Source organism: Streptomyces sp. NPDC046862, from assembly GCF_040704615.1.
GTDB lineage: Bacteria > Actinomycetota > Actinomycetes > Streptomycetales > Streptomycetaceae > Streptomyces.
In genome coordinates, this window is the sequence record NZ_JBEYXP010000052.1 from 25,551 (window position 1) to 40,771 (window position 15,221).

13 protein-coding genes are annotated in these 15,221 nt (G+C 69.0%); 7 read left to right on the forward strand and 6 right to left on the reverse strand.

Annotation, left to right across the window (positions count from 1 at the left end):
- Positions 1–76: 76 nt before the first annotated feature.
- The 3 genes from yidC to AB0959_RS40995 all read right to left on the reverse strand — a co-directional run bounded on the left by yidC (position 77) and on the right by AB0959_RS40995 (position 2,236).
- The gene (yidC, locus tag AB0959_RS40985) at positions 77–835 is read right to left on the reverse strand and encodes a membrane protein insertase YidC (RefSeq protein ID WP_366831908.1); all 759 of its coding nucleotides are present in this window, start codon (positions 833–835) and stop codon (positions 77–79) included.
- Between the two features lie 162 nt (positions 836–997).
- A complete protein-coding gene (locus AB0959_RS40990) occupies positions 998–1,306 on the reverse strand; it encodes a DUF6412 domain-containing protein (protein ID WP_366831909.1) in 309 nt (102 codons plus the stop codon).
- Positions 1,307–1,405: 99 nt separating this feature from the next.
- A complete protein-coding gene (locus tag AB0959_RS40995; RefSeq protein WP_366831910.1) occupies positions 1,406–2,236 on the reverse strand; it encodes a class E sortase in 831 nt (276 codons plus the stop codon).
- Positions 2,237–2,551: 315 nt separating this feature from the next.
- Between AB0959_RS40995 and AB0959_RS41000 the strand changes: the two genes are divergently transcribed.
- On the forward strand, positions 2,552–4,132 hold the full coding sequence (locus AB0959_RS41000; protein ID WP_366831911.1) for a glycoside hydrolase: 1,581 nt from the start codon (positions 2,552–2,554) through the stop codon (positions 4,130–4,132).
- Between the two features lie 163 nt (positions 4,133–4,295).
- On the opposite strand, the gene AB0959_RS41005 is transcribed toward AB0959_RS41000, so the two are convergent.
- Complete coding sequence (locus tag AB0959_RS41005) at positions 4,296–5,036, reverse strand: SDR family oxidoreductase (RefSeq protein WP_366831912.1); 741 nt, start codon at positions 5,034–5,036, stop codon at positions 4,296–4,298.
- 87 nt (positions 5,037–5,123) lie between these two features.
- Positions 5,124–6,662 carry a BTAD domain-containing putative transcriptional regulator gene (locus AB0959_RS41010; protein WP_366831913.1) on the reverse strand — a complete coding sequence of 513 codons (1,539 nt, stop codon included), beginning with the start codon at positions 6,660–6,662 and terminating at the stop codon, positions 5,124–5,126.
- Between the two features lie 162 nt (positions 6,663–6,824).
- Between AB0959_RS41010 and AB0959_RS41015 the strand changes: the two genes are divergently transcribed.
- The 3 genes from AB0959_RS41015 (at position 6,825) to AB0959_RS41025 (ending at position 10,683) form a co-directional block, all read left to right on the forward strand.
- Positions 6,825–8,276, forward strand: coding sequence for an amidase (locus AB0959_RS41015; RefSeq protein ID WP_366831914.1), 1,452 nt, complete (start codon positions 6,825–6,827; stop codon positions 8,274–8,276).
- Between the two features lie 428 nt (positions 8,277–8,704).
- Complete coding sequence (locus AB0959_RS41020) at positions 8,705–9,598, forward strand: pentapeptide repeat-containing protein (RefSeq protein ID WP_366831915.1); 894 nt, start codon at positions 8,705–8,707, stop codon at positions 9,596–9,598.
- Between the two features lie 74 nt (positions 9,599–9,672).
- Positions 9,673–10,683 carry a hypothetical protein gene (locus AB0959_RS41025; protein ID WP_366831916.1) on the forward strand — a complete coding sequence of 337 codons (1,011 nt, stop codon included), beginning with the start codon at positions 9,673–9,675 and terminating at the stop codon, positions 10,681–10,683.
- Positions 10,684–10,752: 69 nt separating this feature from the next.
- On the opposite strand, the gene AB0959_RS41030 is transcribed toward AB0959_RS41025, so the two are convergent.
- Complete coding sequence (locus tag AB0959_RS41030; RefSeq protein ID WP_366831917.1) at positions 10,753–11,055, reverse strand: hypothetical protein; 303 nt, start codon at positions 11,053–11,055, stop codon at positions 10,753–10,755.
- Between the two features lie 632 nt (positions 11,056–11,687).
- Here AB0959_RS41030 and AB0959_RS41035 point away from each other — a divergent pair.
- From AB0959_RS41035 to AB0959_RS41045, 3 genes are read left to right on the forward strand one after another with little or no spacing between them, the layout of a single operon-like run.
- Positions 11,688–12,089, forward strand: a complete 402-nt coding sequence (locus AB0959_RS41035; protein WP_366831965.1) for a very short patch repair endonuclease — start codon at positions 11,688–11,690, stop codon at positions 12,087–12,089.
- Entirely contained in the window at positions 12,086–13,057 is a 972-nt protein-coding gene (locus tag AB0959_RS41040; protein ID WP_366831918.1) for a DNA cytosine methyltransferase, read from the forward strand. The genes AB0959_RS41035 and AB0959_RS41040 overlap by 4 nt, the downstream gene beginning before the upstream one ends.
- A 44-nt stretch (positions 13,058–13,101) precedes the next feature.
- A complete protein-coding gene (locus AB0959_RS41045; RefSeq protein WP_366831919.1) occupies positions 13,102–14,343 on the forward strand; it encodes a DNA cytosine methyltransferase in 1,242 nt (413 codons plus the stop codon).
- Positions 14,344–15,221: the final 878 nt, after the last annotated feature.

A 15,221-nucleotide genomic window follows, 5' to 3' on the forward strand; every position in this document is an offset into this window, starting at 1 on the left:
GGTCGATCCTCCAAGGTCGGCGTTGGGTCCGCAATACCCGGTTCACGGACTGGACCGGCCTCGCCCTCCGGGAGCCCTACAGCATCGCCGTGGCGGGCGCCGGCATGTCCCGGTACAGCACCGCCCGCTCCACCGCGCTCCACGTCGTACTGGTCACCACGTACAGCGCGGCGGCCAGCGGCACCACCGCCACGCTGACGAGGGTCAGGAAGGAGATGAACGGCATGACCTTCATGACCGAGGCCATCCCGGGCACCTGCTCCCCGGAGGCCCCCACCGCCGGGGCGGACGCGCCCGCCATCATCCGCTTCGACCGACGGAAGTTGAACACGGCGACCGCCGTGACGATCACGAACAGCCCCACGTACACGAGCCCCGCCGCCCCGAAGACCCCGCCGCCCTGGAGCGCGTCCGCCCACCGGTCACCGAGGGGCGCGGCGAACAGGGCGTGGGTGAGCAACTCGTTCGCCTCGCCGCCGATCGACGTGTTCGAGAACAGGTGGTAGAGCAGGAAGAACGCCGGCGCCTGGCACAGGCTGGGCAGGCAGCCGGAGAGCGGGGACACCTTCTCCTTGGCGTGCAGTTCCATCAGTGCCTTCTGGAACCTCTCCGGGTTCTTCCCGTGCTTCTTCCGCAGCTCGGCGATCTGCGGCTGGAGCGCGGCCCGCGCCCGCTGCCCGCGCGCCGCCGCCCGGGACAGGGGGTGGACGAGGAGTCGTACGAGCGCGGTGAACAGGACGATGGCGGCAGCGGCCGCCGAGGCGTGGAAGAGCGGCTGGAGCAGGTCGGCGAGCCGGCCGACCAGGTCGGCGAAGAGTGCGATGACAGCGGACATGGGTGGGTGAGCCCTCCGTGGGTCTCGTCGTGCCGGATGTGGCCGGTACGGCCTGCATGACCAGTACGGCCTGCGGGTTTCGGCATGACGAGCCGCGCGGGAGCACGCGGGAACCGGACCGGCGGTGCCGGACCCGGAGTGGGGAAAAGAGGCGTGCGTGCCCTACGCGGCCGTCAGGAGGACCCGTCCGGGCGCCCTGGGCCGCGTACGCCCCGGGGCGTCGGGATCTCGCTGGGGCAGGAACGCCGTACGGCGCTCACGGTCGCGGATGGCCGTCCGTACCCGCGTGGGTGCCACGGCGGGCGCGCACCGCGAGGCGATCAGCGCGCAGGCGACGAGGGCGGAACCGGCCGCGGCGGTCGCGGCGAAGGCGACGGCGGCGGAGAGGCTGCCCGCGTCGAGGACGGCTACCTCGAAGAGGAGGAGCAGGAGGACAGCGTCAGGACGCAGAGTGGTCCAGGTGCGGATCACCGCTCGCTCCTTCCTCCGGTCGCCCTACTCGTACCCATGTGCGCGTACGTACCTACACATATACAGGACGCCGTTGCGGGACGTCCGTGCGGGACGCCGTCATCTCACGCGCATGGAGCGCAACTTCCCCCACACGACGAGGCGGTACTTGGACGTGTACTCGGGCGTGCAGGTGGTGAGCGTGAGGTAGTAGCCGGGGTCGCGGTACCCGTACGACGGCTTCACGCCGCTGCGCGGGACGGGCCGTAGGACACCGCCGTCGCCGGGCGTGGTGCGCGCCAGGGTGCGGTCGACGACGTACGTGTAGACGGCCGCCCCGGTCTCGACGCGTACCTCGTCCCCGCGCCGGAGCCGGTTGATGTACCGGAAGGGCTCGCCGTGGGTGTTGCGGTGCCCGGCGAGGGCGAAGTTCCCGGCCTGGCCCGGCTGGGCCGTACGCGGGTAGTGGCCGACGTAGCCCTTGTTGAGCACGTTCTGCTTGCCGACGCCCTCGGCGACGGGGACGCGGAGGCCGAGGCGGGGGATGGTGAGGACGGCGTAGGCCTGGCTGAGGTCGGGGCGGGCGGAGGTGCTGCCGGTGGTCAAACGCCGGGTACGGGTGCCGTCGTCGGTGCCGCCCTGGGCGCCGCCGGAGTCGGCACGGCTCTCGGGCTCGGGGGTGGCCTGCGCGCCGGTGCCCGACCCGCCACCACCGTCATCACCACCGCCACTCTCCTCACCCGCCCCCCGCCCCCACTCCCGTTCCAGCGCCTCGACCTTGCGCTCGGCGCCCTCGCGGGCCTGCCGGTTGGTCCACCACAGCTGGTGGGCGACCAGGAGCAGCAGGACGACCCCTAGGGTGACGGCGAGTTCGGCGGAGGTCCACAGCAGGCGGCGGTACGCGGCACGGCGGCGCCGGGTGCCGTGGTGGACGACGGCGGGAGCCCGCATGCGTACGCCTCCTTTGCCGGGGGCCGCACGATAGGGCGCCTGCCCGCAACTCACCAGAGCGACGGGACACCGAACAGCGCCCGACCGCTTTTCACCTCCTTCTGACGGGCCTTCCAACCCCCCTTCCAATCCCCCTTCTCACAACCATTGGAAAAAACCCTGGAAGAAACCCGAGAAAGCGCTGTCGCACCTCTCGACAACACCACCTGCCACCCCTGACTCTTCCGGATGACGGCAGGTGCGCTCTCCCCGGGCGCTCCGCCGCGTCACCTCACCGTCGCCCCGGCACCCGCGCCGCGCCCCCTCGGAGCTGACATGACCGCATCACACAGACCCGGACCCGGTCCCGAAGGTCAGGACCAGACACACCAGGCGAACCCCACCCCCGGCACCACCCCTGACCCGGAACGTCGACCGTCCGCCTTCCGCCGCAGGGCGCTGCTGGCCGCCGCGGGCGGCGCGTTCCTCGGCGGCACCCTGGGCACGGGCGTCGCGCGCGCCGACGCGACGATCGCGGTCAACCCCGGTACGACGTACGGCACATGGGAAGGCTGGGGCACCTCGCTCGCCTGGTGGGCGAACGTCTTCGGCACCCGGACCGACTTCGCCGACATCTTCTTCACCACCAACTCGGTGACGTACAACGGCACGAGCCTGCCGGGCCTGGGCCTGAACATCGCCCGCTACAACCTCGGCGCGAGCAGCTGGAACAGCGTGGGCGGCACCACCATGGCCGCGTCGCCCAACATCCCCGCCTTCAAGCAGATCGAGGGCTACTGGCAGGACTGGAACAACGAGGACCCGACGTCCTCGGCCTGGAAATGGACGGCGGACGCGACGCAACGCTCCATGCTGACCAAGGCGGTGGCCCGGGGCGCGACGACCGAGCTCTTCGCCAACTCCCCCATGTGGTGGATGTGCCTGAACCACAACCCGTCGGGCGCCTCCGGCGGCGGCAACAACCTCCAGTCCTGGAACTACCGCCAGCACGCCTCGCACCTCGCCGCCGTCGCCCTCTACGCCAAGAACAACTGGGGCGTGAACTTCGCGACGGTCGACCCGTTCAACGAGCCGGCCTCCACCTGGTGGACCGCCACGGGCACCCAGGAGGGCTGCCACATGGACCCGGCGGTCCAGGCCCAGGTCCTCCCCTCCATGCGCAGCGAGCTGGACAAGCGCGGGCTGACGGGCGTCCGCGTCTCGGCCTCGGACGAGACGAACTACGACACGGCCCGCTCGACCTGGAGCTCCTTCAACTCGACCACGAAGTCCCTGGTCAACCAGGTCAACGTGCACGGCTACCAGGGCTCGGGCGGCCGACGCGACCTGCTCTACACGGACGTGGTGACGACGTCGGGCAAGAAGCTCTGGAACTCCGAGACGGGCGACGGCGACGGCACGGGCCTCACCCTCGCGTCGAACCTCTGCCTGGACTTCCGCTGGCTGCACCCCACGGCGTGGGTCTACTGGCAGGTGATGGACCCGACGGCGGGCTGGGCGATGATCGCCTACGACGCGGGCACGCTCCAGCCGACCACGATCCAGACCAAGTACTACGTGATGGCCCAGTTCAGCCGCCACATCCGCCCCGGGATGACGATCCTGGACACGGGCGTGGACTACGCGGCGGCGGCCTACAGCGCCTCGTCCCGCCGCCTGGTGATCGTGGCGGTGAACAAGTCGACCTCGGCCCAGACCCTGACCTTCGACCTCTCCCGCTTCGGCACGGTGACCGGCGGCTCGGGCGGCCTGGTCCCCCGCTGGAACACCCACACCTCCAGCGGCAGCGACCGCTACCGCTCCTACTCCGACATCCACCTGAGCGGCAAGACGGTGGCGGTGCCGTTCGCGGCGGGCGCGGTGCAGACTCTGCAGGTGGACGGGGTGGTGATGTAGGCGTCACCGACGTGGCCAGAGGCCGTCTTCACGGCCCTGGCCCGGTCCCGGTTCGTACGCGGCGGAGGGCCCAGGCGCCCGCGTCTCCATGACCATGCGGCCCTCCGCCCCCGCGATGCGGTGCACGTCGAGTCGACCTCGTCTCCCTGTGCACCGTGCCGGCTCAGGTCGCGACGTAGCCGCCGTCGGCGAGGAGCACCGTGCCGGTGATGTAGCTGGCCTTCTCGGAGGCCAGGAACACCACGGCCTCGGCGATCTCCTCGGGTTCGCCGGCGCGGGTGAGCGGTGTGTTCTGGCTGAACTCATCGAACATCTCGCCCACCGTGTCGACGGCCGTGTCGGTCCGGATCGGGCCGGGCGCCACGGAGTTGACGCGAACGCCCGCCGCGCCGAACTCGACGGCCCACGACCGGGTCAGCGAGTCCATCGCGGCCTTGGAGGCGTTGTAGACGGAGCCGACCGGGGTGCCGATCTGCCCGGCGGCCGACGACACGTTGACGATCGCGCCCTTCTTCTTGGCCACCATGGCCGGCGCGAGCGCGGCCGTCAGGAAGTAGGACGCACGGACGTTGATGTCGAACACCTGCTCGTATCCGTCGAGCGACTGCTCGGGGGTCGTCGAGAACGGGAAGATGCCCGCGTTGTTCACGAGCACGTCCACCTCGCCGACCTCCTCGGCGAGCCTGCGGACGTCGTCGATGTTGGCGACGTCCGCGACGACGAAGTGGCCCGTCCCGCCCGCCTGCTCGATCAGCTCGACGGTCTCCTTGCCGAGCTCGGCCCTGCGCCCGGTCACGTAGACGGTGGCACCCGCCTCCGCGAGCTTGACCGCGATCGCGCGGCCGATGCCCGAGGTGGCGCCGGTGACGAGTGCCTTCTTGTCCTGAAGTTCGTTGGTTGACATGTCAGCCAGCTTGGCCGCGCCAGATCGTCAGCACATAAATTCCGCATATAGCGCCTGGTCGGGCCAGGTCAAGTGCTTCGCGCAGCATCAGCTGGTCAGCGCCGGTGTGCGCAGCCCGAAGTAAAGGCGCACGTACCGCGGCAGCCGGTAGCGGCCGAGTACGAGCGGCTCGATCAGGTGCACGCCCGCGAGCGACTCCAGCACCAGCTCGATCTCACCGAGGTCGGACCCGGACATCTCCGCCGCCTTGTGGCTGTCGATCACCTCGACGTCCTGGCGCGCGAAGCACATGAGCATGTGCCGTTCCGGATCGCTCAGCTCCTTCTCGGCCGCGATCATCGGGCCCAGCATCGCGGCGCAGTCGGACGGGATGGCGTCGGCGAGCCTGCTCTCCCGCTCCATCTGCAGCAGAAACATCCCGATCGTCCAGTGAGGACGCGAGCTGAGCCTGCCGCCGATCACCCTGATCGGGCTCGGCAGTCGCGAAAGGCGTTCCAGCAGCACCTCGGCCTGCTCGGGCTCCGCGTCCGCGCGCACCGGGCCGAGGGTCCTGCGGAAGAACTCCCGCGCCTCCGGCTCGGTCAGCCCGGCGATCTTCACCCAGGTCACCCCCGGCAGCTCGTTCAACCGGCTTACGCTCGTGAGGATCATCGCCGTGCCGGGCGTGGCGAGATCGCGTACGGTCGCCGCGTCCCGCACGTCGTCGACCACGACCAGGAACCGCTTGCCGCGCGCCTTCTCCCGCCACAGCGCGGCTTTGTCGCCGACGGGGTTCTCCACGCCGACCGCGCGCAACAGCTCGCCCGCGACGTCGCTGCCCCTGACGAAGATCTGCCCGTCCGGGAAGCGATCCTTGACGAGGTGGCCGATGCGGGTGGCCAGCGCGGTCTTGCCGCTGCCCCGCATGCCGGTGATGCCCACGGTGCCCGGCAACGTCCGCAGAGCCTGCTCGATCTCCTCGGCGCGGCCGGTGAAGTCGATCAGGTCCGGCAGCAGTTGCTCCGGCCTGCGCGGCGGGATGAGGTCGCCGTTGAGGATCTGCGCGTGGACCTTGCGCAGCTCCGGCCCTGGTTCAAGGCCGAGTTCCTCGTTGAGGTGTGCGCGCGCCTGGTGGAAGTGGTCAAGTGCTTCGCCCTGCCTGCCCTCCAGGTAGAGCGCGCGCATCAGGACGGCGCGCGGTCGTTCCCTGAGCGGGAAGGCGGCGACGTGCTTCTGCAGCTCCAGCACGTCGAGCTCGCGTTCGAGGCAGTCCTCGCGCGCCTTGAGCCGGTAGTCGCCGAGCCGTACCCGTTGCGCGTCGAAGTAGGCGCTCCGGAGGCCCTCCAAGGGCTCGCCGCGGCATTCGTCGACGATCTCCGCGCGGACCGTGTACCCGCCGTCCCTGGACTTCAGGTGCAGCTCCGGAAGCGCCTTGCGGATCTTGTACATGTACGTCCGCAACGCCATCACCGCGCTCGGCGTCGGGTCGTCCCAGACCATGCCGATCAGCTGGTCGTTGCTCAGCCGGATGCCGTTGTTCAGCAGCAACGCCGCCAGCACCGCCCGCTGTTGGCGTGGCCCCAGTTCGACCTCCTCCTCGTCGCGCCAGGCTCGTACCGGACCCATCAGTGAGAAGCGCAGGCTCATGCGACAGCACAACGCACGCGCACTTCCCCTGCTTCCCCGTATCTCCTCTCCTCTCCGGGCGAATTGCTGTGGCCAGAGAGCAACATGATGAGTTGGGACCTCTATCCCGTTGTGCGAATCGGCATTTTATGGCCTCTTCCAGAGGTCAGTACGGTCGCATTCATGGACTGGAACTTACGGACTGCAGAAGAACTCGCGGCCGCCTTACGCGCCGGTGAAGTGACATCGGTGGAGCTGACCGACGAGGCGATCGCTCGTATCGAGCGGGACGACAAGGTGATCAACGCGATCTGCGTGCCGGACTTCGACCGTGCGCGGGCCGCCGCGCGCGGCGCCGACCAGGCGCGTGCCCGAGGCGAGGACCGGCCACTGCTCGGTATTCCGGTGACGGTCAAGGAGTCCTACGACATCGCCGGGCTGCCCACGACCTGGGGTATGCCGATGCACCGGGACTTCGTGCCGGCCGAGGACGCGGTACAGGTGTCGCGGCTCCGGGCCGCCGGCGCGGTGGTGCTCGGTAAGACCAATGTGCCCTTGGGGCTGCAAGATATCCAGACCTTCAACGAGATCTACGGCACCACCAACAACCCGTGGGATCATGCTCGCACGTCGGGCGGATCGTCCGGTGGATCGGCGGCGGCCCTGGCGTCCGGATTCGGCTCGCTGTCCATCGGCTCCGACATCGGCGGTTCCTTGCGCACCCCCGCGCATTTCTGCGGTGTCTACGCGCACAAGCCGACGCTCGGGCTGGTGGCGAACCGCGGTATGGTCCCGCCCACCACGCCGGCATTGCCGGTCGACCTCGACCTCGCCGTCGTCGGCCCGATGGCGCGCACCGCCCGCGACCTCACACTCCTGCTCGACGTCATGGCCGGGCCGGACCCGCTGACGCTGGGCGTGGCGCACGACTTGACCCTGCCGCCCGCACGTCACGAGCGGCTACGCGACTTCCGGGTCCTGGTCCTCGACGAGCATCCGTTCATTCCGACCGGGTCCGCTGTGCGGGCCGGCGTGAACCGGGTGGCCGACGCGCTTGTCGACGGCGGCGCCCACGTCGAACGGCACACTCCGCTGCTGCCCGACCTGGCCGAAGCCGCGACGCTCTACATGCGGTTGCTGTTCTCGGGCGCCGTTGCGCGTTTTCCCGTCGAGGCGTACGAGCAGCTCCGGACCCGCGTCGCCGGACTGAGCGCGGACGACCAGAGCCTCGGCGCGGCGCGGCTGCGCGGGATGGTGTTCAGCCACCGCGACTGGATCGAGGCGAACGACCGTCGCGAGCTCCACCGTCACGGCTGGCGGCAGCTCTTCGCCGAGTTCGACGCCGTGGTGTGCCCGATCACGCCGACTCCCGCGTTCCCGCACGACCACGACCCCGATCTGCTGGAACGCCGGATCGACATCGACGGCGTCGAGTACCCGTACCTCGACCAGCTCGTCTGGGCCGGTCTGGCCACCATGCCCGGCCTGCCCGCCACCGCCATACCGGCGGACCGGTCCTCCGAGGGACTGCCGGTGGGAGTGCAACTCATCGGTCCGATGTTCGAGGACCGCACCCCGATGCGGCTGGCCGAACTGCTCGAGCAGAGGATCGGCGGCTTCCAGGCACCGGAGTAGGGCGTACTACCGGGTGTCCGTCGAGGATCAGGCGTCACCCGGCGGGCCGGAGGGGTGGCGGTGCGGCCGTCGCCCCGGTGGGCAGCCGTCGGCCCGGTGGGCAGCCGTCGCCCCGGTGCCCGGAGGACGCGGGGCGGGGCGGCGCGGATTCTGTGAACCCCGGTCGCCCCGCTTATGCCCACGGGCCCCCCTCTGCTCACATAGCAATCATGACCAGAGGCATACCGCGGGCGGGGGCACGGAGCGGGCAGCTCCGGCGGATCGCAGAACGCCGAACCCGTACGACAGGACAAGGCACCCGGGCGCCGCTCGGAGCACGGCGCCCGGGACACCGACACGGAGCACCGCGGCGGACGGGCGGCGCCGACGGCACCCGGCAACCGATCGCCCCACCCCCGCAAACAGCCGGCTGGGGCAACCGCCTCGCCGTGACAGCGGCGATGCTGCCGGGCCTGGCCGCGGTCGCCGCCCTGCTCTTCACCTGGGTGTCCGTGACCCAGGTGTCCGAGGAACTGGCCATCTCGGAGCAGGGACAGCTTGCGGATCGCTACGACAGGGCCCTGGAACGCCTCACCAACGACTCCGCGACCATCCGCCGCGGCGCTGTCTTCTCGCTCCAGGGCATCATGGAGGACTCCCCGCGCCGACAGCCGGCGGTGATCGACACGCTGTCCGCGTACATCCGCGCCCACGCCACCAAGAAGCTGTCGGCGCCCGAGAAAGCCCCCGACGTCCAGGCGGCACTCTCCGTACTGGCCCACCGCGACCCGGCCCACGACGGCGCGGCGCCCCTCGACCTCAGGGGCGTGCACCTGACCGGCGCGAGCCTCCAGGGCGCCGACCTGACCGAGGCGAACCTCACGGGAGCGGTGCTCACGAACGCCGATCTGAAGGAGGCGGACTTGTCGGGGGCGAAGCTGCGCCGCGCCTCGCTGAAACAGGCTGACCTGGAGGGCGCCACTCTCGCCGGAGCCGACCTGACCGCAGCCGTCCTGACCGACGCCAAGCTCTTCGAGGCGACCCTGACGGACGCCCTGCTGGGCTCGGCCAACCTGTCCTCCAGCGCCCTGACGCAGGCGGACCTGCGCAACGCCTACCTCAGCAATGCGAACTTACGTCGGGCAGACCTGACGGACGCGGACCTCAGCGGGACGTATCTGGTCGGAGCGAACCTCGCCGAGGCCGCCCTGGACGCCGAACACCTGGACGAAGCGGACCTGACGGACGCGCACCGCCCGGAGGGCGACCTGCCGCCCTCCCCGCCGCCCACCACACCCTCTCCACCAACTCCACGAGCCGACCCGGGGAACTCGCGATCGTAAGAAGGCCACGTACGCACACCTACTGGCCTGCGAATATCTGATGCTTGTCAACCAACGGCAGTACGGTGTCCCCCATGCGCCCCGACACCTCCGCCGAGAACGTCGACCACCACGCCGAAGCGGCCCGCCTGGAGCGGACCGCCGGAATCCACCCCGAGGACGCCGAACACCTGCTCGTGCAGGCCGCGGCCCACCTGGAACTGGCCGGCGCCCGCCCCGAGGCGACGGCACTCTACGACCGCCTGCTGTCGTCCTCCACCCCCCTGGAGAACCCCCACCTCGTACGCGCTCTCAAGGCGTCCAACCTCTGGGAGTACGGCCACGAGGCGGAAGCGAGGGCGATCATCGAGGGCCTCCGTGCGGCCGCTCCCCGCGACGCGGCCCCCTGGGTGATCGCGGCGGAGTCCCTGGAGGCCCACGACGAGCTGCAAGCGTCACAGGACACCTTCACCGAAGGGGCGACCCTCCTCCTCTCGGACGTGACGGACCCCCCGTACGCGACCCACGCCCTCCTCTTCGGCCGCCACCGAGTACGCCGCATGCTGGGCGCCCCGCACGACGACTGGGACGCCCTCGCGGACACCCTCCACTCGTCCTCGGTGTCCCTGGACGAACTCCACGACCCCAAGCGCGTCTGGTCCCTGGGCTCGGACAACCCGGCGGAACTGGAAGCGGAGATCTCCCGCCTCCAGGCCGAACTGGGCGCCTACAGGGAGGCCCTCTCCCGTCCGTTCCCGGTAGCGGTCCTCCACTGGCCGACGAGCGAACTCCAGGAACTGCTGGAGGCGTACCCGACACTGTCCGAGGAGTACCCCTCACACCCGGAGCACCTCACGACGATAGAGGGCTCCCTACGCGAACTCTCCGCCTCGGGCACACCGAACCTGGGCATCGTGACGGGCACGGTCCCGTCCTACGAGGCCTTCGCGGCCTCGGAGGGCACGTCACCGAACGACTCGTCCCTCCTCCCCCAGTACGCGACGACACTGGCGGCGCGGGGCCGGGCCGTGGCGTGGCCTCCGCAGAGGGGGACGGTGTGCTGGTGCGGGTCGGGGCGGGCTTACGAGGGGTGCCACGGGGCGTAGGCAGGCCCACGGCCCCACTCCCAGGCACTGGCTGCTCTCTATGCGGAGTGGGGCCGATACGTAGTCGTCTCAGTTGTTTCGCTTGAACCAGTTGAGGTCGCAGAGGTCTGGGTCGCCCCAGTACTCAAAGAGGCGAGGAGCCTGCCGGCTTCCATCGACGTACAGCCCCGCGCCGTAGGAGTCACCCTCTTCGGCGCTGTCCCAGTAGTCACTGATCCTCTGGAACCTCAGCGAGACGGGGTAGTCGGCACCGTCAGCGCTGCCCAGTTCCCACGTCCCGCTGCCCTTTCTCTGCTCTGAGGGGCCCCTGGCCTCCTCAAGGCCCACCGGCAACCCCGTGGTCGTGAATGTCCCATCACCTTTGAGGATCACCGAGCGGCCTTCTGCATCTCGGTAGGTGCCGACCAGATCCTGACTGGCCAGTCCGGGTGGCCGTCGGCCCTCCCCTGGGCAAGGTGAATACTGGGCGGAGCACCCTGCCATGGTCGAGGCTGCAGCCAGAACCAGTGCCCCCACAAGGCCGCCGATCAGTCGGTTCATGTCCGCCCCCTGCACAGTCGACGCGGGCCAGTGTCACAGACGACTGATCAGCAACGTCGTTTCAGGGGTTGAGGCCTGGCCACCCACCGCCGGCCAGCCGCTAAGCCATCCCGGCGTGCCCCCAAGATGCCGCCGCGCCCCCAACTCCGCCCAACAAACAAGCCCACGCCCACGCCGCCCCACCCGGCCCCCGCTTTCCCCAGGCCGCCCGCTCGCTTCTCCCTCGTGCTTGGAGCGGCCCGGGTCAAGGGTGGCCCGCAGGGCCATCGCCGAAGGCGACGCGCAGCGCCCTTGATGCGGGCCGCGGAGGGACGACACTGGCTGGGAAGCGTGCGGCCCAACGGCACCTGGCCTACCCTTGCCCGGCTGCGACCTGCCTCTGGGCCTCTACATCACCCGCCCTGCGCCGGCAGAATTGTCCCGTGTCCGACGCCATCCCCTCCTCCCCCGCCGTTTCCGCCCGCATGAGCCGACAGGTCAGCAAGGACACGGCCTGCGAGCTGGCCGTCCGACGCCTGCTTCACGCGGCTGGCCTGCGCTATCGCGTCGAGTACCCGGTGCCCGGGATGGCCCGCCGCCGCATCGACGTGGCCTTCACCTCGGTCAAGGTGGCCGTCCTGATCGACGGCTGCTTCTGGCACGGCTGCCCCGAACACGCCACACATCCGAAGGCGAACGCCCACTGGTGGCGGCAGAAGTTGGACCGCAACATGGCCCGTGACACGGAGACGACCGAACACCTCACGGCCGCCGGGTGGGAGGTGCTGCGCTTCTGGGAGCATGAGGCGCCGGAGGATGTGGCGTTGCGCGTCACGGCGGCGGTGGAGCGGCGGAAGGCCCAACACGGGCGGGAGAGGAATCGTTGAGCGGACTGACCTTTGTCGACGTGTGCTCGGGGGCCGGTGGGCTCGCCCTGGGACTGGAGCGTGCCGGCTTCGAGCCGAGGCTGCTGCTCGACGAGGACGATGACGCCTGCCTGACACTCCGAACCAACCGGCCGCAGTGGAACGTGCTTCAGGCGGATCTTATGGACTTCGACCCGAGCGAACATCCCCACAGCTACGACGTGGATCTGTTGTCCGCGGGGCTGCCCCGGGTCAAGTCCAACGCAACGGCCGTTCGGTCCGAGTCCGGGAACGAGGAGCGGCTGCTGAAGGCCGCCGTATACCTCGCCCACGCGATTGGTCCTCGGGCGCTACTCGTCGAGAACGTGCCCACTCTGGCCCACAGCGACAAGTTCCGAGACTTCCGGGAGTTCGCCCGCGCAGAACTGGACCATCTCGGTTACCAGTTCAGCTGGTTCGTCCTGAACGCCGCCGACTTCGGGGTGCCGCAGGACCGGCAGCAGGGGCTGCTCGTTGCGATCAAGAAGCGGTGGTTCCCGGCGTTCCACCCGCCGGTCCCCACCGTGACGGACCATGTGTCGGTCGGTGAGGCCCTGGAATCCTCCATGCGGTCGCGTGGCTGGAAGGACGCCGAGCGGTGGGCGGCCCAGGCGACCACCGTGGCTCCCACACTGGTCGGTGGTTCCAAGAACCGCGGGGGTGCGGATCTGGGTCCGGCCGGCAGCAAACGGAAGTGGGAGAAACTCGGGGTGAACGCCCACTCGCTGGGCGACGAGATCCCGGGGCCGGACTTCGTCTGGGCGCCCGACCTGGGCAGAGAGGGCCTGGTGCGGCTCACGGTGGACCAGACGGCCATGCTCCAGGGCTTCCCTCCGGACTGGGAGATCACCGGTAGGAAGACCGCCCGATACCGGCAGATCGGCCACGCCTCACCGCCACCGGTGGGCGAGGCACTCGGTAGGGCGATCGCCGAGGCGCTGCGTTCCTGAACGAGGAATTATCAGGCCACTCCGGCCGGCTACACTTCCACCTCATGACCCCAGCACCTCAACCGGACGCAAACCAGAACAATCCCCCCTTTATCGTGGACCTCTTCGCGGGACCGGGCGGGTTGGACATCGCGGCTGAAGTGCTCAAAGTTCCCACTATCGGCGTGGAATGGGAGAAATCAACCCGGGCCACCCGCAAGGCCGCAGGTCTGCGCACCACCGAAGTCCGTGACGTGGCGAAGGTGAACCCGCTTGACCCCGAGGTCGTTTCGGCTCGCGTCCTCACCGGCGGCCCGCCCTGCCAGACCTACTCAGTGGCGGGCAACCGAGAGGGGCACAAGGCTTTGGAAGAGGTGAAAGACCTTGCCGAGCATGTGGGAGCGAGTCAGAGCGTCAAGGCTCTGGAAGACGCCTGGTCAGAGGTGAATCGCCGAGCCGAGGAACTGTCGTGGGCCGACGAGCGCACGGGACTGGTTTTGCAACCCCTGCGGTGGATCGTCGAGAAGAAGCTCAAGGCCGAGCCCTACGAGGTGGTCGTACTGGAGCAGGTGCCCACCGTGCTACCCGTCTGGGAAAAGTACCGTGACATCCTTCGCGCGCTGGACTACGACGCCGACTGCGACATCCTGCATACGGAGGAGTATGGGGTGCCACAGACGCGTCGCCGGGCGGTACTGATCGCCCGCTACCGGGGGAGCACAGGACAAGGCCTCGACTTCCCTCGGCTGACGCATCAGCGCTATCGCAAGGGAGCGAAGCGACTCACCGCCCAGGAACCAGAGACGCCGAACAACGCCCTGCAACAAAACTCGCTCTTCGACCCTCCACGCCGGCCCCGGAGGCGGGAACCATGGGTCTCGATGAGCGACGTCCTCAAGGACACGCGATCCACGGACTTCGTCGTACGCTCGAACTACGGATCGGGTGGCGACCCCAAGAAACGAGGACTCCGCACGTCCGACCAGCCGGCCGCCACCGTCACCGGCAAGGTGAGACGCAACAAGGTGTACGACCTCAAGGGCTTCGACGCGAACGGCGAACCCGAACTCGGCCCGGAGCAGGAGCGTTTCACGCTCCGCGAGGCCGGCCTGCTGCAGACCTTCCCTGCCGCGTACCCCTGGCGAGGCACCGACGTCGCACAGCAGATCGGCAACGCGATCCCGCCGCTCCTCGCCCTCCACGTTCTGTGCACTGCACTGGGGCTGGACGAAGAACGAGAGCAGCGAGCCATCGAAGCGCTCAAGAACTGGCGCCCGCCTCGCCGAGGCGGGGACGCTGAAATCTGAACGAATTACCGCAAAAGGCACACCTCAGCAGAATTTGACAGCTTACTCGACGTCAAATTTAATTTGATATGCAATTTGCCGCCCTGCTCCTGACCTGCAACTTTACAATCGGATCAATCCATTCCGATGACTCTTAAGGCTTGCAATGCAGGTTCTCGATTACTTAAGATCCAAGCTCAGTTGACTTGTGGTGCCATGGATTACCGCAAGGAAAAGTGCTCACGCTTCAAGAACGAAGGCCCGGCACGGACTGGCATCCGCACCGGGCCACGTTCGGAGCGTTCTACGTCAGGTGGGTTCGGCCGTCCAACAACCGGTCGTACTCACTTGACGAGCACTACGGCCGAGCGCTGGCCCATTAGCGGGCAGCTACCTGACTAACGCATCCTGCGACTGCCGTAATCGTCGACAGGACCGCGAGGAGAACCGGAATCCACCAGTCGGGATCCCGCCTCTGCCTCTTGCGCCCCTTGCGACTACTGCTCATCGCGGCTCAACTCCTTACCCGGGTTGGTGCCAACCCGCCTGCTGGCAGGGCCGACGCCTCGGTACCCAGCCGAGACGAGTGGGGCCGGGCGTAGTCGAGTTGGGCTACACCCTACAGTCCTTGATCCAGCCCGCAGAACCCTTTCTCCTCGACACCAGCGAGTAGAGACGAAGTGCGCGGTGAGATAGAGCACTTGACGGGACGACAGAAACAGATTCTGCGGTCACCGCCCCCAACACCCCTACGAACACGGCCTGTACCGCCTGCCGGTAGGGATGTGCCCACAGGCCAGTCCGCACCCTCCTCGCTCTCCTCCTTCCCACGTGTCGGCGGCAACGCGTACCGCCGCGGCCGGCCCTGGAACAGGCCATCGCGGATCTGGAGGCCTGAC

Coding starts and splice junctions, on each gene's coding strand:
- yidC (WP_366831908.1), bottom strand. CDS start 835: ATGTCCGCTGTCATCGCACTCTTCGCCGACCTGGTCGGCCGGCTCGCC.
- AB0959_RS40995 (WP_366831910.1), bottom strand. CDS start 2,236: ATGCGGGCTCCCGCCGTCGTCCACCACGGCACCCGGCGCCGCCGTGCC.
- AB0959_RS41000 (WP_366831911.1), top strand. CDS start 2,552: ATGACCGCATCACACAGACCCGGACCCGGTCCCGAAGGTCAGGACCAG.
- AB0959_RS41005 (WP_366831912.1), bottom strand. CDS start 5,036: ATGTCAACCAACGAACTTCAGGACAAGAAGGCACTCGTCACCGGCGCC.
- AB0959_RS41010 (WP_366831913.1), bottom strand. CDS start 6,662: ATGAGCCTGCGCTTCTCACTGATGGGTCCGGTACGAGCCTGGCGCGAC.
- AB0959_RS41015 (WP_366831914.1), top strand. CDS start 6,825: ATGGACTGGAACTTACGGACTGCAGAAGAACTCGCGGCCGCCTTACGC.
- AB0959_RS41025 (WP_366831916.1), top strand. CDS start 9,673: ATGCGCCCCGACACCTCCGCCGAGAACGTCGACCACCACGCCGAAGCG.
- AB0959_RS41035 (WP_366831965.1), top strand. CDS start 11,688: ATGAGCCGACAGGTCAGCAAGGACACGGCCTGCGAGCTGGCCGTCCGA.
- AB0959_RS41045 (WP_366831919.1), top strand. CDS start 13,102: ATGACCCCAGCACCTCAACCGGACGCAAACCAGAACAATCCCCCCTTT.